Consider the following 24221-nt stretch of genomic DNA (forward strand, 5'->3'; position numbering starts at 1 on the left):
CAAAAAAAACGCCGAGCAGGCAGCTGCTCGGCGTTGGTCACTATACCCGAAGTATGGATTAGATTTCCATTAACTCTTTCTCTTTGGTGGCCAGTGCTTCGTCCACCATTTTGATACAAGCGTCAGTGATTTTCTGTACTTCATCGTGAGCGCGACGATCATCGTCTTCAGAAATTTCTTTATCTTTTAACAACGACTTAAAATCACCGTTGGCATCCCGACGAATATTACGCACCGCCACTCGGCCCTGCTCTGCTTCGTTACGCACCACTTTGATCAAGTCTTTACGACGCTCTTCGGTTAATGAAGGCAGCGGAATACGGATCATGGTGCCGGTGCTAGATGGGTTCAAACCTAGGTCTGAGCTCATAATGGCTTTTTCAACGGCTTTGATCATGCTGCTATCAAATACGGTGACCGCCAAGGTGCGGGAATCTTCAGTGGTAATGTTACCCACTTGCTTGAGCGGCGTAGCTGCACCGTAGTAGTCCACATAGATAGTGTCTAACAGGCTGGGGTGCGCACGACCAGTACGTACTTTGTTCATTTGGCCTTTCAATGATTCCAGGCTTTTTTCCATGCGCTCTTTGGCGTCTTTTATAATCTCATTAATCACGGTGTATTCCTTAAGTTATCAGTACCAAACGCCCAGCGCCCAACACCAAGTAAAATCGAAACCCAAAATACAAGATCTATATCTGCAACGGAATTCGCAGAAGAACACGGAAAAATAGTGATCAAATCTGAAAAACACTTCACTAGTAAGAACTAAAATAAAGCAGCGCCCAGCTAACAAAAAACACTGGCTAATGACGTCTTACTCCGTTATCTCGCTTTTGTTTCTAAACACTAAACCGAGATCCTGATGTGCATCAGGAAGACGGCTATTTTAACCCTCACAAGATCACTTTTCGCAGTTATCTCAGCTTAATTTTTCCGTACGTTCCGTGTTCTTCCGTTGCAAAAATATCTTTAATCTTAATCTTAATCTTAATCTTTGCTCTTCTTAGAGCTGGGTGCCGGGCGCTTGGTGCTCGGCGCTATATTTTACAGTTTTCTACTGATCAGCGTACCTTCGGTTTCGCCCATGACAGCACGACGCAGGGCGCCGGGTTTGTTCATGTTAAAGATGCGGATCGGCATATCGTGGTCGCGCGCTAAGGTAAATGCGGCTAAGTCCATGACTTGCAGCTCTTTGGCTAGCACATCGTCATAACCTAAATGATGATAGAGCTCGGCATCCGGATTTTTCACCGGATCTTCGCTGTATACGCCGTCTACTTTAGTGGCTTTAAGCACTAAGTCTGCTTCAATTTCAATGCCACGCAAGCAAGCGGCGGTGTCGGTGGTAAAGAATGGATTACCGGTGCCGGCAGAAAATATCACCACCCGGCCTTTACGCAACAAGCTTATCGCATCGGCCCAATTGTAAGGGTCGCACACGCCTTCCAGCGTAATGGCTGACATTAGACGGGCATTCACATAAGCACGGTGCAGGGCATCGCGCATCGCCAAGCCGTTCATCACGGTCGCCAGCATGCCCATGTGGTCGCCCACTACGCGGTTCATGCCCGCTTGGGCCAAGCCCGCTCCACGAAACAAGTTACCACCGCCAATCACGACGCCAACTTGCACACCCAGTTCAACCAATTCTTTGATTTCCTGCGCCATGCGTTCTAATACGGCGGGATCGATACCAAAGCCTTCTTCACCTTGCAGCGCTTCGCCGCTCAGTTTAAGAAGAATGCGTCTGTATGCAGGTTTAGGATTGGTACTCATGCTCTATTCCTAGTCATAGAAAAACCGCGACACAAGTCGCGGTCTAGTCAGGGGTCTGTTGACCCTAGCATTAAATCAGCAAAAAATTACGCTTTTGAAGAAGCGGCAATTTGTGCTTGAACTTCAGCAGCGAAGTCTTCTTCTGCGCGCTCAATACCTTCACCCACTTCATAGCGGACGAAGCTAATGGCGTCGGCGCCTTTCTGCTTCAGCAGATCAGCAACGGTAATAGAAGGATCTTTAATGAACTGCTGACCAGTCAGAGAAATCTCACCGGTGAACTTCTTCATGCGGCCTTCAACCATCTTCTCAGCAATTTCTTGAGTCTTGCCAGAGTTAACAGCGATTTCCACCTGAATTTCGCGCTCTTTTGCTACTACTTCAGCAGACACATCTTCAGGCTTCACAAACTGTGGGCTAGAAGCGGCAACGTGCATGGCTACGTCTTTCGCTACTTCTTCATCACCGCCTTTCAGATTGGCGATAACGCCAATGCGTGAGCCGTGCAGGTAAGTGGTCAGGTTGTCACCTTCCACGCACTCGATACGACGCAGACTCATGTTTTCACCGATCTTGGCGATCAGGTTAGTCAACGCAGTTTCGATGCTCTCACCGTTTTCGTACTCGGCCGCTTTTAAAGCGTCCAGGTCATTGATTTTATTGGCTAAAGCAATTTCAATTACTTTGTCACCAAAAGCGCAGAAACTAGCGTCTTTTGCTACAAAGTCAGTTTCGCTGTTCAGCTCAATCATCACCGCAACATTGCCAGCTTGACGCATTAAGATCACGCCTTCAGCTGCAATACGGCCGGCTTTTTTAGCGGCTTTCGCTTGACCAGACTTACGCATTTCTTCAATCGCAAGTTCAATGTCGCCTTGGGCGTCGGTCAATGCTTTTTTACAATCCATCATGCCAGCGCCAGTGCGCTCGCGCAGTTCTTTTACCATGGCCGCGGTAACAGTAGTCATTTTGAAATATCCTCAATCTTGATACACAAGAAAACTTTTTACACAAGAAAACAGGGGCACTAGGCCCCTGTTAACACATTACTTTCGTATGGTTAATAACGGCAGAAGCCTAAGCTTTTGCTTTATTACTCTTCTACGACGTAGTTGTCTTCCGCTTGTTGCACGGCAGCATCTTGTGCACGAGCAGCAGTCACGGCAGCAGCAGCAGCGTTCAGGTATAACTGAACGGCACGGATCGCGTCATCGTTACCTGGAATGATGTAATCGATGTTGTCTGGGTTAGAGTTAGTATCAACCACAGATACTACAGGAATGCCTAAGTTGTTGGCTTCCTTGATAGCGATGTGCTCATGGTCAGCGTCAATAACAAACAGTACGTCTGGCAGACCGCCCATGTTCTTGATACCACCCAGAGACTTCTCCAGCTTTTCCATTTCACGAGAACGCATCAGCGCCTCTTTCTTGGTCAGCTTGTCGAAGGTACCGTCTGCAGACTGTACTTCCAGCTCTTTTAAGCGGCTGATAGACTGACGAACAGTTTTCCAGTTAGTCAGCATGCCACCCAACCAGCGATGGTTCACATAGAACTGATCGCAATTGGTAGCGGCTTCTTTAACGGCTTCTGAGGCTGCGCGCTTAGTACCAACAAACAGGATTTTACCTTTCTTAGAAGCAACGCTGCTCACGTAGTTCAACGCGTCGTTGAACATAGGAACGGTTTTTTCCAAGTTGATAATGTGAACTCGGTTGCTGGCGCCAAAGATAAACGGCTTCATTTTTGGGTTCCAGTAACGAGTCTGGTGACCAAAGTGAACGCCGGCTTTCAGCATGTCGCGCATAGATACTTGTGCCATGATTTCCTCAAATAAGTGTATTGGGTTAGGCCTCCACACATCCCATGTCTCCAACTCCGAAGAGCACCCTAGAGCATGTGCCGATGTGTGTGTGTATTAAAAAGGTGAATGGTCGTAAGACTAAGCCGTTAGCCATCAGCGCTAAGCTGTTAAGCAAGTCCAGATCAGAACTACGGCGCGTTTTATACCACAAAAGCCACCCATAAAGCCAGAGATAAAGTGTTGCGTGTTGAATTTTTAATGTTGAGTTAAGCCCAAAACTAAACCGAGATCCTGATGGTCATCAGGATGACTGCGTTACATCGCACACCGCCCTTTGCCGTCATACATCGGGCTCGCCTCGGTATCTCGCTCTTGTTTCTAAAACTAAACCGAGATCCTGATGGTCATCAGGAAGACGGCGTTACATCACACACCGCCCTTTGCCGTCATACCGGGCTCGCCCCGGTATCTCGCTCTTGTTTCTAAAAACTAAACCGAGATCCTGATGGTCATCAGGATGACGGCGTTACATTGCACACCGCCCTTTGCCGTCATACCGGGCTCGCCCCGGTATCTCGCTCTTGTTTCTAAAGACTAAACCGAGATCCTGACGTGCGTCAGGATGACGGCGCAACACCGCCCTTTGCCGTCATACCGGGCTCGCCCCGGTATCTCGCTCTTGCTTCTAAAGACTAAACCGAGATCCTGACGTGTGTCAGGATGACTGCTTAAGATGGTGACTGCTGTTTTAATCCCAACAAGAGCCCTTTTCACACTTAATCACAGCTTAATTTTTCCGTGCGTTCCGCGTTCTTCCGTTGCAAAAATCTTTAGCCCTTTGTTTTCTGTGTCGCTTGGCGTTACAATTTTCAGCCACTATCGAGCCAATTCAATAGTCGCCCCGCGCTACTCCAACGCAATACTCACCGGGCGCCAACTCACAGAGAACCAAATTTCATGAGCAGCATAGTCATCAAAACCCCGGAAGAAATGGAAAAAATGCGTGTGGCTGGTCGCTTGGCCGCCGAAGTACTGGAAATGATAGAGCCTTACATCAAAGTGGGAGTGACCACAGAAGAGCTGAATCAAATCTGCCATGACTACATTGTTAATGTGCAGCAGGCCATTCCCGCTCCGCTTAACTATCATGGTTTTCCTAAGTCCATTTGTACTTCAGTAAACCACGTGATTTGCCACGGCATTCCGGCTGACAAAAAGCTCAAGGACGGCGACATCATCAATATCGATATCACAGTGATCAAGGATGGCTATCACGGTGATTCATCAAAAATGTTTTTTGCGGGCAAGCCCAGCATCTTGGCTGAGCGTTTATGCCGCGTCACCTTAGAGTGCCTAGAACTAGCGATAAAGATGGTGCGCCCAGGCATGCAGCTGGGTGATATAGGTGCGGCCATTCAGCAACACGCCGAAGCGCATAACTACTCAGTAGTGCGGGAATATTGCGGCCACGGCATCGGCGCTGACTTTCATGAAGAACCGCAAGTGGTGCATTACGGCATTCCTGGCACGGGGGAAGTGTTAGCCGCAGGCATGTGCTTTACCATAGAGCCCATGATCAACGCCGGTAAACGCCACAGCAAGATGTTGGCCGACGGCTGGACCGTTCTCACCAAAGACCGCAGTTTGTCTGCCCAATACGAGCACACCTTGCTGGTTACCGAAGACGGCTGTGAGATTTTAACACTGCGTAAAGACGACACCCTGCCGCGTTTTATTACCCCAGAGAACTGCGCTTAAAAGCAAAAGAGCACCGAGCTTTAAAGCTCGGTGCTCTGGTCTTTGTCGCCGAACACGCCTTCGCGTATTTTAATCTAGGCGAAAATGTTGCCTCAGCCATCTGTCTAAAGCCATACCAAGCCAACTAAGCCCTGTAGTCTGGCTCTTTTTTAATAAAAGATCCGACAACAAGCATATCGGGCCGCCCTCTTACATAAGCCGACGGCTTGATGTTTGCGCTTTGTGCAATCCTTCGTGCTCGACATCCCATGCTCGGCGCTCGATATTTGAAACTCGACGTGCGGCACTTGAAACTCGGCGATCAATACCAGGCACAAGACGAACCACATTCGACACGCGACGTTCAGCTCTCGGCGCCCTACGTTCAATGTCCTGAGCTCGACGTTCCGTACTCGATGCTCTGCGTTCAACGTTCGGCACTCGGCGCTCATCACTCGATGCTCTGCGCTCTGTACCCCACGCTCGAGGCTGAGTACCCGATGCTCGGCGCTCGCCACTCGACGCTCGGCGATCCACTTTCCACCCCCGGCGTTCAACACACGGTGCTCGGCGCAGCCCTTCATTCCACACCAGATCACATATTTTGTCTTGTGGATTAAAGGCAGTTGGCGCAGATAACAACAAGTCGCGAATTTTGTCCTGATCGTATGCTTCGCACGCAACATCAAGCCCATTCAACAAGCTAAGCATTTCACTCCAAGCTAAAGACACCTCATTAGCAGTGCGAATACGCGGATGCGCAGTAGGTTCTTCATTGCCTCCTATTAATAACTCTTCATAGAGTTTTTCTCCGGGGCGCAGTCCCGTTACTTTAATGGCGATATCTCCGCCCATATTTCTATCGGTTTTTTCTTCATAGCTCATTAAGCGGATCATCTTGCGCGCCAAATCAATAATGCGTACCGGATCCCCCATGTCTAATACAAATACATCACCGCCTTTACCCATGGCCCCCGCCTGAACCACTAATTGTGCAGCCTCGGGAATAGTCATAAAATAACGAGTAATATCTTTATGGGTTAGCGTAATGGGTCCGCCAGCAAGAATTTGCTTTTTAAACAAAGGTACAACAGATCCAGACGAGCCAAGCACATTACCAAAACGCACCATACAAAAACGGGTATTGCTTTGGCGCAGTGCCAAACCTTGCAATACCAGCTCCGCCAAACGTTTACTGGTACCCATTACGTTAGTCGGCCTCACCGCTTTATCGGTAGAAATAAGCACAAAAGTTTCAACCCCACAGCTAATGGCCGCCTCACCGGCACGCCAAGTGCCAAATACGTTGTTGCGAACCCCTTCAACTACGTTGTACTCCACCATGGGCACATGTTTGCAGGCAGCGGCGTGATAGACGGTTTGCACTTTAAAAGCTTTCATTACTGCTTCTATTCGACTTTGCTGCTGCACAGATGCCATTACCGGCACTATACGTATATTGCACGCAAACTCTTTGCACCAGTTGGCTAGCTCTTGGTCGATTTGGTACAGGGCAAATTCCGACAATTCAAACAGCACTAAGGTACTAGGCTGCTGCTGCACAACTTGCCGACACAACTCAGAACCAATAGACCCACCCGCACCGGTCACCATGACCACTTTGTTTTTAATATTGGCGGCTATCAACTCAGGGAATGGCACTACCGGATCACGCCCAAGCAAGTCTTCAATACTTATCTCGTGCAACTCACTTACCGTTGCTCTACCACTTACCAAATCGGCCAACCCAGGAATAGTTAACATTTCTATCGGTAAGCCATCTAAGCTTTCAACAATTTCACGACGACGCTGGCGAGATGCACTTGGCATAGCTAAAAGTAATTTACTGGCATCAAACCGAGTAATAAGTTGAGCCAATTCATTGGCTGAATATACTGTTAAGCCTTGCAGTATTACATTATGCAAGGCTGGATTATCATCTACAAACGCCACCGCACAATATTCGTTACTATACTGTAAACTGACATTTAACTGCCGACCGGACGAGCCAGCACCATAGATAATCACTGATGTTTTTATTTTTTTAGTGCTCTGATTATAGACAGCACGAGCAAAAGCCCGCGCGCCACCTGATAATAATAAGGTCAGAGCGCAGTAAATAATAGGCACTGTGTAGGGTAACTTAACATCTAAATAATAGGCTGATACTACCATAACAATCACGGACAATAACGTACCAAAAAACATGGTGACAATCGCGTGATAACCTAAATAGCGTAGCACTGCACGATATAAGCCCAAACGTATGAAACAGACAAGAGTGACTGGAATCGTGGCAAGCAAAACTAACCAATACGGGCCAGAACCCAGCACAGCTATTCCTTCTAATTTTAATAAAATGGCAGCCCAAAAAGCGACACTGATAAAAACTGCATCTAGAAATAGGCTAATAGTGCGCTTAGTCGAACGTGGCGTTTTAAACAACCAATTTATCGTTGTGTTCATTGGGTCATCCCTATCCCTATTAAATCACACATCCAGTTGTGCAGTCTGGCATGGCATCAGTTAATGTTCCTAACTTAGAACACCCTTTATATTACTCAGCTTTGTAACTCTAACTCCTTGTAAACCTTTTCATCATCGGCCTTATCTATATCCATAGCTACAGTGTAGCAACTGCTAGCCCACTCGTTGTTAATAGAGTAAATTTTTGGTAACTATTCAGCTTGTTTTTAGAAAATAAATACATATAAAACAAACAGTTAAATTTTTAACGCTATAGGAAATGCTGAATTCGACTCATTTTCATACATTACGGAACGCAAAAAACACAATATGTAGTGTTTTTTTATCTCCTAACCACTATGGGTATATGCTGAATAGTTACAATTTTTGTAACCAAGTAGAACGTAACTGTCCAGACAGAGTGGCTTGACGCACACAGTTCTTCAGGAATGGGATAATACGTCTTCTCGATACAAGTTCGGATCACCGCGCGTAAGCATGCCAGAGGACTGCGCCGCAGACGCTTAGCTGTTTCTACCAAGGAGTGAATACGCTGACGTAACTGCTCTCCCCGCCGAGACCAAAAGCAATAGCTGTCTTTGCGCCACAGTACATAACCGCACAGCACACGCTCTGCCTCGTTGTGGGTCAAGACCACTTAGTCTTCTTCCAAGAACTCCCATAACATGTCGTCATCTCTGAGCAACAAGCGGCATCGCCTTCGGTAACGCTAAGTAATCCATTGTAACTAATGTGGAAGTGTTCGACCGTATGGCCCAGCAGCGTTGACGCTAAGGACTATGTTTCCACACATGTTATGGCCGATTGCTTAGGAGCACAACACCATCCTTGAGCCTGCCAACGTTGTCGGCACCGCTTCAACCGCCGTTGGTACTGTGCATGAGTCAGCTCTACGTTTTCCCAACGGTGTCAGATACGGAACACCGTATCTGACAACAATACCAAACGTGCACCAATGGGATGATTAATCCGTTCGCTGCCGTCCGTAATCGCAGCCAAATTACGGGCCACATGGACCCAGCATAACTAGCGTTGAGCATTATCAATGAAGCGATAGCTGGCATACTGGTCGGTCACTAGTACTGAGGTTTTCAGCACGTCACCCAACAACCGTCGGGCAGCACACTGACCCAGACCGAACGCGGTCATGAAGCATGACTGCCACCTTGCTTAGGGCCAGCCACATCCAGCGACGCTCACCCCCCGCGTTGGTGACGAGTTTCTTCTGCATAGATATGCGGAGCCGTTTGCACTTGGATGTTGCCACGCTCCGCGCTGACTTTTTCTTATCGTCTGGACATCAGCGACGGTTATCTAACATAGCGTCCGTATTATATGAGGTGGACACTGTTGCTCACGGAACTTTTAGCTCTGTCAGGATTATCTTTAACTTATACTCTAATTGATCCTTTAGATACTTTACATATGATAAATGTATGTGGTTCTTATCTCTATACATCAAGTATCCAGAATATGTGGTTAAACATATATCTTTTGTACAAAGCATATCTGTCATATCAATATTATTAATTAATTCCTGATAGTCTATGGCAGGATTGTAATCTTGTAGAACCTCACTTCTTTTTAAATAGCATAATTCTGGCGACCTTTTATTTCTAAATACGCATTCCGGAACATTAAAACTAAATCTTGGGTTGTCTCTTATCCCGATTACAACAACACCATTTTTTTTAAGCTCTTTCCATGCCTCAATAAATGACTCTGGAATATATTCTATATCGTCACGCTCTGTTTTTGTTGAGTTTGTTATTACTGCATAAGGCTTTATTTCTTTTATTTTATTTAAAACGTTAACATTCCACTCATGGCATGATTTGTTTGAATCATCTAGCGGGCCTAGAGGACAACGATCCTTAATCATATTTATTAGTTCAAAGTCATTTTTTTCGCCAATTAAATCTAATGCTGGCAGCCACTGTCCTGCGTGAGAGCTACCTACTAAGACTATTTTGTTTTTGGAGTTTACTTTACCGAACCTGCAATATTTAACTTCACTACCATGCTCTTTTTGACTGCACTTGTCTTCTCGAGCTGAGGGTGTTAGCTCCTCAGCTGATAGGAAAACATTTCTATCAGGTAGGACCATATCTTTTTCAATTTTTATTTTTTCATCGATTAGTGCGCTAGGAACCTCCTGCACCCTTAACTCTTTTATGGTACTAGCAATTGTTTTATTTATTTTGTTTTTTACTATAAGGGATGATAACAGCACTGGCGTCAAGAATAACATTGCGATTGTAAAGTTTATTATTACCTTGTCGCGAGATAGCTTGTTGAATTTCACCTCTACACTTCTACTTGTAATATAGGCCAGTAAAGTTGATAATATAATTATAAAAATCCCCGGTGTAAACCCAACACTATTGTACCCGTAGTGCTCTTTATAAAATATTAAAATAGGCCAATGCCACAAGTAAATAGTGAAGGATATTCCACCTAATAAAACTAAAGGTCTACTTGAAAGTATTTTATTTGTGAAGCCAAACCCACCCACTCCTGATAGTAGTATTAACACTGCACCTGTTACAGGTATCAATGCAATGAATCCGGGAAAGCTTGCTCCTTTAGGTATTAATAACGCCCCTCCAAAAATCAACATTACCCCTACTAAACCTAGTAAGTTTTTGTGCTTTGTTTTTTTTATGTTTGAAGCGTACAGGAAAGTTAAAACACCAATGAGAAACTCCCAAACTCTAGCTATTGGATTAAAGTAACTTGCAGAAGGATTATCATGTGTTGCTACAATTGAGTATATAAAAGATATAGCAGCAACAATAGTTACACCTAAAACAAGAGGTGTTGAACTATTTAATGTTTTTGATGTGTAAGCTAAAGGTATGAGTATTAAAGGTAGAAATAAATAAAACTGAACCTGAATTGAAAGTGCCCAAAACTGCTGAACTGGACTTGGGTTGCCATCTGACTGTAAGTAATCAACAGACTTTCTAATTAACTGTAAGTTTTCAGCATGTAAACTACTAACAACTATTTCGTTTATTGTTCCATGCAATGCGTATGGGGATAGAAAAAAACAGGATAAAACAAGCGTAACGCCTAAAACAAGGTAGGCAGAAGGAGCGATTCTTTTAGCAATCCCACCCCAAAATAAAAAAGGGTTTATTGTGTTCTCTTTAAAGTATCCTCTTAACAATATAAATGACATTAAAAAACCAGATATAACAAAGAAAACATCTACCCCACCTGAGACTTTGTTTACCCATATATGAAAAATCATTATTAAAATTGCCCCCAATGCTCTAATGCCTTGGATATCATCTCTATATTCCATTCTGCAATATCTATCAAACATAAAAACAACCTCCTTGGTTTTTATAATCAGCATAGGCGTTGTTTCCTAAATCAGGAAACTATCTGGCTCTCCTGTGATCCAATCTCTCAAGAGACGGACTCAGGAACAGACAGATGGGTATGGCGCGACACAACATCAGCAATTGGCGGCAGTACAATCGAGCCTTAATCAATCGTGGCTCACTCACTTTTTGGGTGGATAATTTTCTATTCCTTTCGTTGCGCTTGGCCTAGCACATTTGCCAATACAACACCCGTTTTGTCTATCTCAGATTGTGTAAGCGTAGGGTGCACTAAAAACATCAAACTGGTATCGCCTAATAAACGAGCATTAGATAACCGTGTGAGTGGCCTAAAATCAGTATTATCAAAAGCTTTTTCTAAATATACCTCAGAGCAACTGCCCTGAAAACATGGTACGCCTTCAGCTACTATCGCATCGACTATGCGGTCGCGAGTCCAACCTACGGCTAACTGTTCAGGATTTACAAATAAGTAATGCTTATATTCCGCATGCTCCATGTGCTCAGTTACGTCTACCGTGCGCACCAGACTAAACCCACTAGCCACTTCATCTATTAGAGTGGCATTAGCTTGGCGGGCAGCAGTCCAGTCCGACATGCGTGTCAGCTGAATGCGACCAATCACAGCTTGCATCTCAGTCAGGCGCCAGTTGGTACCAAAGCTCTCGTGTAGCCATCTGAAACCTGATACATGCTCGCGCTCATATACAGCCTCATAGCTTTTGCCGTGATCTTTATAGCTCCACATCTTGCGCCATAGCGCTTCATCATTGGTGGTGACCATGCCGCCTTCACCGCCGGTGGTCATGATCTTGTCTTGGCAAAAACTCCAGGCACCAATATGGCCTATGGAACCCACCGAACGACCTTTGTACTTGGCGCCATGGGCTTGGGCACAGTCTTCAATCACGTAAAAACCGTGTTGTTCACTCAATGCCATAATGGCATCCATTTCCGCTGGCATACCCGCTAAGTGCACCACCACAACAGCCTTGGTCTTCGACGTTAACACCGCCGCAATCTGCTCGGCTTCTATGTTCTGGCTGTTTAAATCTACATCGGCAAATACTGGCCGTGCACCAGCGGTAACAATAGACGACACCGAAGCCAAAAAGGTACGCGGGGTAACAATCACCTCGTCCCCCTCATCTACATCCAGCGCCTTTAAAGCAACATCCAGCGCCAAAGTACCATTGGCCAGTGCTACTGCATATTGGCTGTCAGCCCATTTGGCAAATTCTTGTTCAAATAAACGGCACTCTTGCCCAGTCCAGTAATTAACCTTGTTGGACAACAATACATCACGCACTGCATTGCCTTCTTCTTCAGTAAAAGAAGGCCAAGAAGAAAACAAAGTGTTTAGCATATAAGGGGTATCTCCATATTTTAAAGTAAAAAGCTTTGCCACGAAATACTGGAAAAACATGGAGACTAGGGTGCGTTATCAATTATGCCAGCCAGATAACTGCTGATCCGAAGCTCTCCATCGGCTGGTAGTTTTCGCCAGTCGTTCGTATCTCGTCGCTATTCGACGAAATTGCTTCAGTTTCTGGAAAAACGCTCTACCAAGTTACGATCTTTGTAGATATCTCGATCCAACGGTCTTGGTTGTTGGCGGTTCCTTTTTGATGGAATGACCGCTTCAGCTCCAACACGCTGAATACGTTGAACAAACCCATCTGAGTCATAGCCGTTATCAGCCAAGACTTGGCCAGGCGTAAACCCTGCCAATAGTGCCTTCGCTTGACCGTATTCAGAGGCTTGTCCCGGGGTTAACAGTAAGCGTACGGGATTGCCCAAAGCACCAACGGCCGCATGGATTTTGGTTGTCAGTCCACCTCTGGATTTTCTCATGGCTTCGGCGCCTTGCGCTGTTTTTTTGCTGCCCCGTGCTGATGAACACGTACGATGCTGCCGTCGGCCATGATTTGTTCAAAATCAGCCTCTTCTGATAACGATTCCATTATCTTGAGCCAGCTCCCTTTGTGCGACCAACGGCTATAACGAACGTAAACACGGTGCCAATGGCCATAGAACTCGGGTAAATCCCGCCAAGGTGAACCGGTGCGTGCAATCCAGAGTACCGCCTCGACAAACAGTCGATTATCACGTGCCGTTACCCCTCTAACGCTGATCTTGCCTAGTAGAAGATCTTTGATACGCTCCCGTTGGTCATCTCACAGCCAGTAATATCTCATCAGTGGATACCTCAAATGCACCAAGGTATCTAATGAGGAAAAATATCTCAAATGAGAACGCACCCTAGAGAATGAATTTAAATTATTGGGAATAGGAATTGGGTAGACCTATCTACTCTCTAATCATCAGCCCTAAATCCCTATCACTTTAACCTTAAAGCTCACGTGCGGGGTTGCCCACCACACAAGTCTTAGGCGCTACGGTTTTAACTACCACAGCACCAGCGCCGACCATTGCTCCAGCACCAATAGATATTAGCTGGCGTACGCAAGCACCGATACCTAGCCACGCTCCTTGACCGACTTTAACCCCACCAGCAAGGGCCACATTGGGGCTGATGTGAACTCCTGCTTCCAGTATACAGTCATGGTCCACGCTAGCATTGGTATTGATAATACAAGCGTCGCCCAAATGAGCATCCACATTAACCACTGCCCCTGCCATTATCACAGATCCAAGGCCAATATGAGCATAACTGCTGACGCTGGCTGCGGGATGAATCATGCTTATTAACCTAGCGCCAGAGGATGCAAGCTGAGCTTGCTTTTCAAGCCGAATAGCATTATTGCCTATCCCTATCAATACACCATCAAACTCTGATAACAATGAAAGTAGCGCAGCCGTATTACCCACAACAGACCAATGACCGTTTTGCGTTAATTCTGGCCAAGCATCATCAAAAAAAGTGATATTACGCCACCCTATTAGTTCAGCCATGTCGGCCAGCACTTTACCATGACCACTAGCACCTAAAACGGCCAATTTATTCATGACTATTACTTGGTTTATCAGTGAGTTTAGCTCCAGTGAATTTAGTCATAGTCACTTCGCCCTCTGCACTAATACCATCACGCACAAATACTTTTTTCATCGTGAGTAGCAAAATCTTGATATCAAGCCACAGTGAGCGATTATCTACGTACCACACATCAAGCTTAAATTTATCTTCCCAGCTAATTGTGTTGCGACCATTGACCTGCGCCCAACCTGTCACGCCTGGCCGCAATTCATGACGACGATATTGATCAATATTATATAAAGGTAAATATTCCATCAGTAACGGTCTAGGCCCTACCAGACTCATATCGCCTTTTAACACATTCCACAGTTCAGGCAACTCATCCAAACTAGTAGAACGTAGCATGCTACCAAACGGTGTCATCCGCTGATCATCTGGCAACGGATTACCATTTCCATCATTAACATCGCGCATTGTGCGAAATTTAAGCATTTCAAATGCCGCGCCATGCAGACCCGGTCGCACTTGGCGGAATAAAATTGGCGAGCCCAGTTTTTTACGGATATTCCATGCAACGAGAGCAATAACAGGACTAAGTAAAATCAATCCGCATAAAGCGGCCAAAAAATCAAAAAGGCGTTTAATCATTTTATACCCATAAAAAAACTTGGAATGAGGAATACTAACGAGTGTTTAATTAAAGCCATTGTGTTCTTCTTTGCGCCCATGATCGGCGTTGTTTCCTAAATCAGGGAACTATCTGACTCTCCCCTGATCCGATCTCTCAAGATACGGACTCAGGAGCAGACAGATGGGAAAAGCGCGACACAATATCAGCAACTGACGGCAATACAATCGAGCCTTAATCAATCGTGGCTCCCTCACTTTCTGGGTGGATGAGGAGGTGATCGACCAGTGGTACTGCGGTGAGCATCATGGTCGACGCGGTCGTGGTTTCCAATACAGCGATAGCGCTATCGAACGACGTTAATGCTCAAGGCCTTCTTTGGTTTACCGTTCCGAGCCCTAGAAGGATTCATCAATTCTATCTTTCAGTTGATGAACGTACCGCTCACGTCACCGAGTTACAGCAGCCTTTGGGCACAAACGTTACAGTTTCGACCTATTTTTGGCGCCTTGTAAAATAATAACAAACTGCCAAACTTTACTATGCTTGCCTATTTCACATTCGGCAACGTCCGCTAGCGGATGAATAAAGACCACAGGTTCACCTCTCACAAAAAAATTACAATCAGCCATTTAGAGTAATTCAGTGAAATGTTTTCTGGCCAGCACCAAAGCTTTCACTAAGATTGTACATTTCTCGCCAAACAAAATTGCTTACCAATAACCCTTTGGTAGGCAAGCCAAGCTTCTTCTCGGTTTTAGCCACCATCTAACACTATGCGATATTTTGACGGCAGAACCACACCTGTTAAGCGGCATTACTTATATCAATCCCATCTCTTTAAGCATGTGCTCATTCACCTTATGCACATCATATTTTGCTTCTGCTATTTTCCGTGAACGTATGCCCATTGCCACCGCCAACTCTGGCTGCTCAATAAAAAGCAACATGGCATTTTCCAGCTCGTTGACTGCCTTGACCGGCACAAGAAAGCCGTTATCACCGTTTATTACTGTTTCTCGGCAACCCGGCGCATCCGTGGTAATAACCCCCCGCCCCATAGCCATTGCCTCAAGCACGGTTCTGGGGGTTCCCTCACGATAAGAAGGCAAAACATACACGCTGCAATTAGCAATGGCTGGACGAACATCGCTTAACTTGCCCAGATATTGCAAGGTACCAGCAGCTACCCAGTCATCCAGCTCTTGCTGGCCGATAGCATCGGGGTTGTCGTCTATCCAGCCTACCAACTGAAAACTAACTTCAGGATATTTTCTTTTAACCTTGGCTGCCGCTTGAGCATATTCACGCACCCCTTTGTCACCTAACAATCTGGCAGTAAGCAAAAAGGAAGGAGAGTCTGGCAACGGAGTCTGGTGATACTCCGCCAAATCCACCCCCGAACCATTCACAATGCAAGAAGGTACCTTAGTCGGCAGAATGCCAAGCTGACGAAACAGCGCTTCATCATCCGGGTTTTGAAAAAAAGCTTTATCCACTTTTCCTAATGAAAAGCGATACAACCGTTGGATAAGCACCTTTAGCACTCCCCGCTTGCCGCTGGCCTGTCCGGTAAAGGCATAACCCAGACCGGTGATCAGCGCGAAGCGCTTGGGTACCCGGGACAGCCAGGCAGCCAGCGAGCCATAGATCACCGGCTTGATGGTATAACTCAGTACCATGCCGGGTTTTAGCTTTGTCATCAGCCTAAATAATTGCAGCATAGCCCGCAGATCCGCCACTGGGTTAACTCCCGTTCGCTGCAGGGCAATATTATGTAGCTTGATGCCTTTAATAGTAAGGGCCTGGTAAATAGCATCGTCTTTGCTCAGTTCCGGCACCGCTACATGTACTTTAAGTCCCTGTGCTAACAAGGCATCTATTAAGGGGCCTCGAAACTTGATTAATGAATCGGGAAAACTGGCTATCAGAAGTACGGTATTATTTACCATTTTTATATTCCGTGTTGTCTCATACTTCATTTTACTTTTACTGTTTTCGAGTTTCCGATAAGAGAAATAAGCAGGAAAATTAGCATCGGGGCGAACATCCACTTCTGGCGCATGGCTATTCCCAAATTGGCAGTTGTCATGCCCAAAATAGCCCAGGCAAGCAAACAGTAGATCCACAGAAAAATTCGATTATGTTCAGCCAAATCGGCTGGCAGTCGTTTTTTTACTGCTGATCGGATCCCCACTACAAACAAAAACAGCAAAATCACGTTATCTATCGATCCCAACATGGCAAACAGGCTGTGCGCTTCAAAGGGTAGCGGGCGGAACAAATAGGTAAACAACTGCACAGGCAAACTCATGCCTGCAATATCCAGGCTGGAACCACCGTCCTGATTCTCTCCCTGGCGCCCTTCTATATAAGCCATCACCTCGGCAGAGCTAGCATCTTCACCTACCCCGGAGTAATTAAGCCCCAAGGGGACCAACACCACCGTAGCAGCCAGGGCCACGGCACCAAAAAACAGCCGCTGGCCAAGAGACACTCGGCGCTGAAACACAAAAGACCCTGATAGACCAATCACCATCATGCCAGCCATGTGGGGCCGCACAAACAGCATGACCAGCACAGCAACAATCATCAAAAGTACACGGCGTTTAAAGTTCAGTGCCGCCCACAACGCTAGCCCCATAGCCATAAAAGACAGCGAATCCTTACCGATGGCTGATGACCAGAAGCTTATCGAAGGCAGGAACACAATCAAGGTCGCCAGCTGACGAATTTGCCGAGACTTATTCCTGGTCACCTCTCTTAGCGCGGCATCAAAGGCTAACAGGCCAATAAACCCGAAGATTTGAAAAGCGAGGAAGGTCCCCAGATAAGAAAGGCCAACACCTTGAGTAAAGAAAGACGTCAATATCTCTACCCCACGGGTCCCCCATTCAAAATCGATATTATTCTGTAAGCTTTCGTAATAATACGACAGCGCATCACCACCGTTATCAATAACATAATCAGCATAAATTACACAAAACAAAGAATGCCATAAATACAAAGCAAGAGAGCGACCAGACGTACAATTAAAAGCTCGTCGCAAACCAAACGCGATAATAGCCCCAACCACAAACACAAGACATGCGCCAAATACAGACCATGGCGTTGAAAAAAAAGTCATAAGCACCACTTTATGTTATTGATTCACTGCGCCTCAAGCCAAGCTTGAAACATAAGAATATCCCATAGATGATGCTGATGGTTACGCACTCCGCTCTGGTGCTCGTTCCACATAGTACGAACAGGAGCAGGATTGAAGTAGCCCTGTTGCTGCAAGAGGCGCTCATCCAACAATGCCTCGGCCCAGTCGCGAAGCGGGCCACGCAGCCAGTCGTGTAAAGGAATACCAAACCCCATCTTGGGCCGTTCAATCAGCTTACGGGGAACATGGCGAAACAGCACCTGTTTAAGCAGCCATTTTCCTTCGCCATTACGTATTTTGTAATACAGCGGCATGCGCCAGGCCAACTCGGCGATACGGTGATCCAATATTGGCACCCGAGTTTCCAGGCTATTGGCCATGGCGGCTCGGTCTACCTTCACCAATATGTCGTCGGCCATATAAGTCTGGGCGTCCATAGCCATCATGGCGTGCTCAAAACTATCCGTTTTTGGCCAGCAGCTCGGATCGGTAATCAAGGTTTTTGGCTCTTGAGCACCAATTACAATCTCGCCAGGGTGTTGCCAATGACTGGTTAATCGATGATAAAAAGCCTGTTCGCTGGCAATATTCAGTACTCCGGCCAGTTTGTGTGCCTTGTCTCCTGGGGTACGTAAACGCAATTTTTCGGGAAGGATAGGGCTCAGAGTATTAAAAACAGCATCCCAGTTTTTTGGGGCCAAAGCCGTGAGGCCAGCGGCAGCCAGTTGGCGCATCGGCTTGGGCAGCTTACGGCTCTTGCTCCATACTTGCTGAGCCATGAGGTAGCGATTATAGCCGCCAAATAGCTCGTCGCCACCATCACCGCTCAGCGCCACGGTGACATGCTGACGAGCCAGCTGGCTGACCAGATAGGTGGGAATTTGTGAACTGTCTGAAAAGGGCTCGCAATACAAAGAAGGCAGATTAGGGATCACTGCTTGGGCATCTTCCGGGCGCACATACAGCTCGGTATGCTCGGTACCCAAATGCTTTGCTACCGCCTTGGCATGGCTGGCTTCATTATAACCAGCATCATCAAAGCCGATGGTGAAGGTTTTAATCGGGCGTGTACTTTGCGCCTGCATCAGCGCCACTACTGTACTGCTGTCTATGCCACCACTGAGAAAAGCCCCCAGGGGTACATCAGACAGCATCTGCTCGCCAATACTGCTCATGAGGGCAGATTCTAGAGCGTCTACGGCTTCATCGGCGCTACCTTCAAAGAGATTAGCCTGCCCAGCTTCAACCACGTCATTAAAGCGCCAGTAGGCTTGTGGTCTTGCCGCCCTCGCCTTGTGAGCTTCGGCTAGCGGCAACTGCAGCCAGTGCCCAGGGCGCAGCTTTTCAATACCCTGATAAATACTATAGGGAGCCGGAATGCAATTATGGCGCAGCAACAGAGTGATCGCATCTCGATTTACTTCAGCATTAAAAGCAGGATGCGCCTTCAGCCCCTTCAGCTCGGAGCCAAAATACAGGCTTTGGCCTTGCCATCCCCAATACAGCGGCTTTTCACCCATACGGTCTCGTGCTAGCGACAACACTCTCAGCTGCCGATCCCACAGGGCGATAGCAAACATCCCCACTGCTGCCTGCAAGGTAGACTCTATTCCCCAGGCCACAAAACAGGCCAGCAAGGTTTCCGTATCCGAATGGCCGCGCCAGATTGATGCTTTACCTTCCTTTGTTAATCGCTCACGCAATGTTAGGTGGTTATAGATTTCGCCATTAAACACCAACACATAACGACCACAGACCGAGTGCATGGGCTGAGCCCCTGCCAGTGACAAGTCCTGAATGGCGAGGCGCCGATGGCCCAAGACCAAACCTGCATCCTCATCCAACCACACATCACCGGCATCCGGGCCACGATGGCGAATAGCTGAGTTCATCCTGACTATTGCCGTGTGCGCAGACTCATCAGTCTGAGCATTAAAAAAACCGTTCAAGCCACACATAGGTCAGGTCATTTCACTCTTGGTTATTGAATTGAATATACGGGCTAAAATAGGCGCCTGTACCTGGAGGGAGTACGTTTCTTCTACGGCCTTTCTTCCGGCACTGCCTAGTGCATTGCGCTGTTCAAGGGAAGACAATAATGCATCCAGCGAGGCTACCCACTGTTCGGAATGATCCGCCAGGTACCCGCACTGGTTGCCTCGAATAATATCCACATTGACCCCCACCGAGCTCGCAACCACGGGCACGGCGCAAGCCATATACTGGATAAGCTTGTAACCACACTTGCCTTTTTCCCAAGGCCCATCTGGTAGCGGCATGATGCCCACATCCATGCCTTCAATTAGTCCAGCTTCATGCTCTTCGCTCCAGGGAACAACCTCTACATCTATATCGGGCAGCTCAGTAGTAATATTCGGCGTTGCGCCAACCAGCAACAACTTGGCATGGTGACGTTCACAGGCAGCCCGCAGCGCTTCTTTTATCCCCACCACATACTTTTGAGTTGAGGGAGAGCCTATCCAGCCAATCACCAATGGGCGACTTGTTGCTTTTGAATGTGGAGCATAACGCGTCGGGTCAACAACCGTGGGCACCCATTCAATGCATGTTGCGCCAGCCGCTTCGGCGCGCGCAGCAAGATAGGCATTACCCGCAATCACGCAACTGGCCTTTTCCATAACTACATCAATCTTGTTACCCAACAACTTGCGGAGCAGCGAGTTACCAGAAAGATCATAGTTATGGAAAATAGCATCGTCATAATCCACTACATAGCGCTTGCCAGTGAAAGCCAATAAACGTTCGGCAAACGCAGGGAGATAGGGAAAGAGTTCATATTCAATCCAAATCAGATCGTATCGCCACACCGAAAATAACCTGAAGAGTCGTTTAAAATAACAACCCATAACGGCCAGCCGTGAACGATGACCTTTGCCGTAAAGATTTTTAAGATAGGCTTCGTCGAACAGACTTTGCACATCGAACTCAAAATCCTGCTGCTCAAGTAATGGCAGATACTGCAGGGTACGCAAGCGAGAGCTGGCGCCCAGACGTGGGTATTTGGTTAATGCCAGAATACGTTTTGTCATGTCAATCCTGCATTACTGTTGCCAGTGCTCGCTGATAACTGGCTGCACAGGCTTCCAGAGAAAAATCTGCGATACCCACCTGACGGCAATGCTCTCGCAAACTCTCACGTGTTGACAGCACTTTACCGATAAACCAGTCAGCTACTGTTTTTAGCTCTGCTTCATCCATGTTTTCAATCAAAAGACCCGCTTTGCTATCAATAGCGTAGGTATCTCCAATGCCTTTGGTAGCCACCACTGGCAAGCCACAAAGGAGGTACTCTCCCAACTTGATAGGGGCCACTCCCTGCATGGAAAAGCTTGTTTTTCTAAGGGCTATACCAAGATCTGCGCAGGCAAGGTAAGCAGGTACCTCGTTGGCAGCAACGCGCTTTATAATTACATGCGCGGCCAGATCCGGTTTGGCTTGCATTACCTTATGCATAACATCTGGCGAGCCGGTAAGTACCAGTAACTGCGCATCAGAACGTTGTTCTTGTACCAGTTCAAATAAGCGAACCATTTCCGCCGCGCAATACTGCGGCCCTATTGAGCCGGCATATACCAACAAAGGAGTATCTCGCGCAACCCCCAAGGTAGCACGCATAGCGGAACGAGAATCGTGACTGCCAGGAGTAAATAGCCCTGTATCGCGACCGTTAGTCACAACATGAAACTTGTCTTCTCTGGTACCTGCGCCCGCACGTGATAGCAAAATATCTACTGCTTTCACGGAGCGGGTAAGCACCGAATCTGCGCGTCGCACGGCCTGCGCCTCAATATCACGCAATAAACGGTAAACAAGCCCAGAGGGTGACTGCCCAGCAAAATCCACCCGTTCATCCAGTGGCAGACCATCGGCATCAAATACAAAACGGGTTTTTCGGCCACGTAGTGCCAGCAAGGTACTCAATACCGGCAAGGTACTACGGGGTAATACCACGTCTATGTTATGTTTAGCCATAATTCGGCGAATATGACGGTAGCCTGCTACAGCAGTAAATAAGCTACCCAATGCTACGGGCTTGCGAAGAACCGACACGGCTTCATAACTACAACCGGCCTCAAGACTGGCTGTTTCACTTTTTACTACACGTTCTTTATCTGCCCAGGTGAATTGCAGGATATGAAACTGAATTCCGGCTTCTTTCAACTGCTTAAAAATGGGTAAAAAAAGCCCTTCAAGATAAGATGACTGTGGTCCATCCCAAGTGACAAATAAAATATTCAATTATTAGCCCTTTCTAGTTCATTCATATATAAATTTTCGAGCTCAGACATGTATGAACTTGGTTCGAATCGGGTTTTAACTGATTCACGGCCACGTTTGCCAATGTCAATCAGTTCCTGTGCTGGTAGTGCCACCACCTCAACTATTTTATACGCCAACGTTTCAGGATCTGTCCGCTCAATAAGCCATCCCGTTTTGCCGTTATTGATAATTTCGGGTGCACCACCTACTGCAGTCGCAATTACGGGCACGGCACACCCCATGGCCTCGACCAAAGCCAAGCCAAATCCTTCCGAAATAGAGGGCTGTACATACAAGTGACACTGTCGCACAAAGTCATCAGGCTTACCCTGAAAACCATGTAATATTACCCTTTCGCTAATCCCATGTGTTGATGCCAGATCTAACAACGCCTGTTTCTGGCTACCATCACCTACAAACCACAACTCGGCATCAATCCCTTTGCGTACAACAATAGCTAATGCCTCCACCAATGCTAACGGGTTTTTTACTGGCTCCAGTCGTCCTACAAAACCAATTCTTAACCTGCTTTTAGGTATATCCTCTTCACAACGTGGCTTGGGAATCAAAACAGGATTATAAATTTTTACTGCTTTATGGGCTGGCACCTCACCGCTTTCAATGAGCCATTTGGTAACCGCCTTGGAGATACCAATCACCTTGATAGCAAAAAGATAAGCAAATTTAAAAAACAGCTTTGCCTTAAAACCATGAGAAGGAATGCCAATCTCTTCACCTATCCGGACTGGCACCCGCGCTAGCCAAGCAGCTATCAGCCCATGAAAATTAGCTTCAGCCCCTCTGGTATGCACGACATCGGGATTTAGCTTTTTTAAAAGACCGTATAGTGTGTAAATCGTTGTAAACGATGGAATATGTGTGTTCTTGTTTAGAATGATGACCTCACCATCATGAGAGCGAATTTCATCACCCGCTTTACCACCATGAGAAATAGCAACAAAAGTATACTCACATGAATATTTTTCAGATCTATTAATTATGCAAGCGTGACTTTCAACGCCACCAAAATCCAACGATGTGAATATATTAATTACTTTTATAGAGTTCACCCAAACCGCCTAAGAAATGAGAAAACATCAAGGCCAAACACCCTAGGAAGAAACCAATAAAATAACGGCCTGTCATCTTTATAAGAACGTAACAACATATCAAGCTTCTTTTTAAATGGCATCGTAATCCAAGACGACTTAACCTGAAGCCTAAATAGATATCTTTCAAAAGCATCAATATCCATTACACTACCACCTCTATCAGATATAACAGAAAAACTCTTTATTGACATGTATAGCTTCCATTTGTTTTCATCATACCCGCTAGCCTTGATTTGTTTTTCTTTTATTTTATTTGATGTTAACGATGCCACACTATTATTACTAATGGAATTTGAGTGAGCCCTGTAGCGAACAAGAGTACTATCAATCTTAGATATTTCCCTTCCAAAAAAATATATAAAAAAGCTCATGTAAGCATCTTCAAAAAAGAACCTACCTTCAGGTCTTGGTAGTGATTTAACAAAGGCCATATCATAAGCTGATGAAGCGCCATGTATATCAAGACCACCTTCCTTTAAAAATACATCTTCTGCTATTTCACTTCTTGAATTGGGACAGTAATCATCATCCAGAACAATTCCTTTCTCATTTATAAGTTCATAATTTGAAAAAATACCTGCCGATGAGTCTTCCTTCCATACTGTTACCGTTTCAGTTACTCGTTCTGGCTTTGACACATCATCTCCAGCAGCGATTAATAACAACTCACCTTTAGCTAGATCCACAACCTTAAAAAAATGCGCTAGCGTGCACTTGTTTTCAGGGTTTTGATTTATAACAATGCTATGTGGGCCCTCATATTCAGCCACTAATTCTTTTATCACCTCAAAAGTACCATCAGTTGAATAATCATCAGAAATAATAACTTCTAGATTCGGGTAATTTTGTGATATAGCGCCCTCAAATGCTTCTTTGATATAATCAACCTGATTGTAAGTAACTACAGCTAAAGTCACCAATGGATTATTACACGGTTCAACAACACTCATTAAT

General features: G+C 46.2%; 17 protein-coding genes and 3 pseudogenes. 2 read left to right on the top strand and 18 right to left on the bottom strand.

All coding sequences use genetic code 11. The features are described from left to right. Nucleotides 1-58: 58 nt before the first annotated feature. The 4 genes from frr to rpsB all read right to left on the bottom strand — a co-directional run bounded on the left by frr (nucleotide 59) and on the right by rpsB (nucleotide 3601). Nucleotides 59-616, bottom strand: a complete 558-nt coding sequence (frr, locus tag R0134_RS11435) for a ribosome recycling factor (protein ID WP_319782054.1) — start codon at nucleotides 614-616, stop codon at nucleotides 59-61. A 431-nt stretch (nucleotides 617-1047) separates the two neighbouring features. After that, a complete protein-coding gene (gene pyrH, locus R0134_RS11440; protein ID WP_319782055.1) occupies nucleotides 1048-1779 on the bottom strand; it encodes a UMP kinase in 732 nt (243 codons plus the stop codon). 86 nt (nucleotides 1780-1865) lie between these two features. Further along, nucleotides 1866-2747 (bottom strand): translation elongation factor Ts, encoded by an 882-nt coding sequence (gene tsf, locus R0134_RS11445; protein WP_319782056.1) that lies wholly within the window; start codon nucleotides 2745-2747, stop codon nucleotides 1866-1868. A 125-nt stretch (nucleotides 2748-2872) separates the two neighbouring features. Beyond that, nucleotides 2873-3601, bottom strand: coding sequence for a 30S ribosomal protein S2 (gene rpsB / locus R0134_RS11450; RefSeq protein ID WP_319782057.1), 729 nt, complete (start codon nucleotides 3599-3601; stop codon nucleotides 2873-2875). Between the two features lie 939 nt (nucleotides 3602-4540). Here rpsB and map point away from each other — a divergent pair. After that, complete coding sequence (gene map / locus R0134_RS11455) at nucleotides 4541-5341, top strand: type I methionyl aminopeptidase (protein ID WP_319782058.1); 801 nt, start codon at nucleotides 4541-4543, stop codon at nucleotides 5339-5341. 189 nt (nucleotides 5342-5530) lie between these two features. Here map and R0134_RS11460 read toward each other — a convergent pair whose 3' ends face one another. The 7 genes and pseudogenes from R0134_RS11460 to R0134_RS11495 form a co-directional block, all read right to left on the bottom strand. Beyond that, nucleotides 5531-7786, bottom strand: a complete 2256-nt coding sequence (locus R0134_RS11460; protein WP_319782059.1) for a nucleoside-diphosphate sugar epimerase/dehydratase — start codon at nucleotides 7784-7786, stop codon at nucleotides 5531-5533. A gap of 424 nt (nucleotides 7787-8210) precedes the next feature. Beyond that, nucleotides 8211-9063 (bottom strand): annotated as a pseudogene (locus tag R0134_RS16525) (IS66 family transposase); the annotation flags it as partial. A gap of 98 nt (nucleotides 9064-9161) precedes the next feature. Next, nucleotides 9162-11171, bottom strand: coding sequence for an acyltransferase family protein (locus tag R0134_RS11475; protein WP_319782060.1), 2010 nt, complete (start codon nucleotides 11169-11171; stop codon nucleotides 9162-9164). 173 nt (nucleotides 11172-11344) lie between these two features. Beyond that, nucleotides 11345-12526, bottom strand: coding sequence for a DegT/DnrJ/EryC1/StrS aminotransferase family protein (locus R0134_RS11480; RefSeq protein WP_319782061.1), 1182 nt, complete (start codon nucleotides 12524-12526; stop codon nucleotides 11345-11347). A 78-nt stretch (nucleotides 12527-12604) separates the two neighbouring features. Continuing rightward, nucleotides 12605-13319 (bottom strand): annotated as a pseudogene (locus R0134_RS11485) (IS5 family transposase). Nucleotides 13320-13512: 193 nt separating this feature from the next. After that, the gene (locus tag R0134_RS11490; protein WP_319782063.1) at nucleotides 13513-14130 is read right to left on the bottom strand and encodes an acetyltransferase; all 618 of its coding nucleotides are present in this window, start codon (nucleotides 14128-14130) and stop codon (nucleotides 13513-13515) included. Beyond that, nucleotides 14123-14746, bottom strand: coding sequence for a sugar transferase (locus R0134_RS11495; RefSeq protein WP_319782064.1), 624 nt, complete (start codon nucleotides 14744-14746; stop codon nucleotides 14123-14125). Before R0134_RS11495 ends, R0134_RS11490 begins: the two co-directional genes overlap by 8 nt. 217 nt (nucleotides 14747-14963) lie before the next feature. Here R0134_RS11495 and R0134_RS11500 point away from each other — a divergent pair. Beyond that, nucleotides 14964-15196: pseudogene (locus R0134_RS11500) on the top strand (transposase); the annotation flags it as partial. Nucleotides 15197-15547: 351 nt separating this feature from the next. Here R0134_RS11500 and R0134_RS11505 read toward each other — a convergent pair. The 7 genes from R0134_RS11505 to R0134_RS11535 are packed head-to-tail and all read right to left on the bottom strand — an operon-like array spanning nucleotide 15548 to nucleotide 24217. Continuing rightward, nucleotides 15548-16780 carry a glycosyltransferase family 4 protein gene (locus R0134_RS11505; RefSeq protein ID WP_319782065.1) on the bottom strand — a complete coding sequence of 411 codons (1233 nt, stop codon included), beginning with the start codon at nucleotides 16778-16780 and terminating at the stop codon, nucleotides 15548-15550. Continuing rightward, entirely contained in the window at nucleotides 16705-17853 is a 1149-nt protein-coding gene (locus tag R0134_RS11510; RefSeq protein WP_319782066.1) for a hypothetical protein, read from the bottom strand. Before R0134_RS11510 ends, R0134_RS11505 begins: the two co-directional genes overlap by 76 nt. Nucleotides 17854-17876: 23 nt before the next feature. Continuing rightward, on the bottom strand, nucleotides 17877-19832 hold the full coding sequence (gene asnB, locus R0134_RS11515; RefSeq protein ID WP_319782067.1) for an asparagine synthase (glutamine-hydrolyzing): 1956 nt from the start codon (nucleotides 19830-19832) through the stop codon (nucleotides 17877-17879). A 3-nt stretch (nucleotides 19833-19835) separates the two neighbouring features. Continuing rightward, entirely contained in the window at nucleotides 19836-20924 is a 1089-nt protein-coding gene (locus R0134_RS11520) for a glycosyltransferase family 4 protein (RefSeq protein ID WP_319782068.1), read from the bottom strand. A 1-nt stretch (nucleotide 20925) separates the two neighbouring features. Next, on the bottom strand, nucleotides 20926-22134 hold the full coding sequence (locus R0134_RS11525) for a glycosyltransferase (protein WP_319782069.1): 1209 nt from the start codon (nucleotides 22132-22134) through the stop codon (nucleotides 20926-20928). Beyond that, nucleotides 22131-23225 (bottom strand): glycosyltransferase, encoded by a 1095-nt coding sequence (locus R0134_RS11530; protein WP_319782070.1) that lies wholly within the window; start codon nucleotides 23223-23225, stop codon nucleotides 22131-22133. Before R0134_RS11530 ends, R0134_RS11525 begins: the two co-directional genes overlap by 4 nt. After that, nucleotides 23222-24217 carry a glycosyltransferase gene (locus R0134_RS11535; RefSeq protein WP_319782071.1) on the bottom strand — a complete coding sequence of 332 codons (996 nt, stop codon included), beginning with the start codon at nucleotides 24215-24217 and terminating at the stop codon, nucleotides 23222-23224. The genes R0134_RS11530 and R0134_RS11535 overlap by 4 nt, the downstream gene beginning before the upstream one ends. Nucleotides 24218-24221 lie beyond the last annotated feature (4 nt).

The organism is Oceanisphaera sp. IT1-181, from assembly GCF_033807535.1.
Classification (GTDB): Bacteria; Pseudomonadota; Gammaproteobacteria; order Enterobacterales; family Aeromonadaceae; genus Oceanimonas.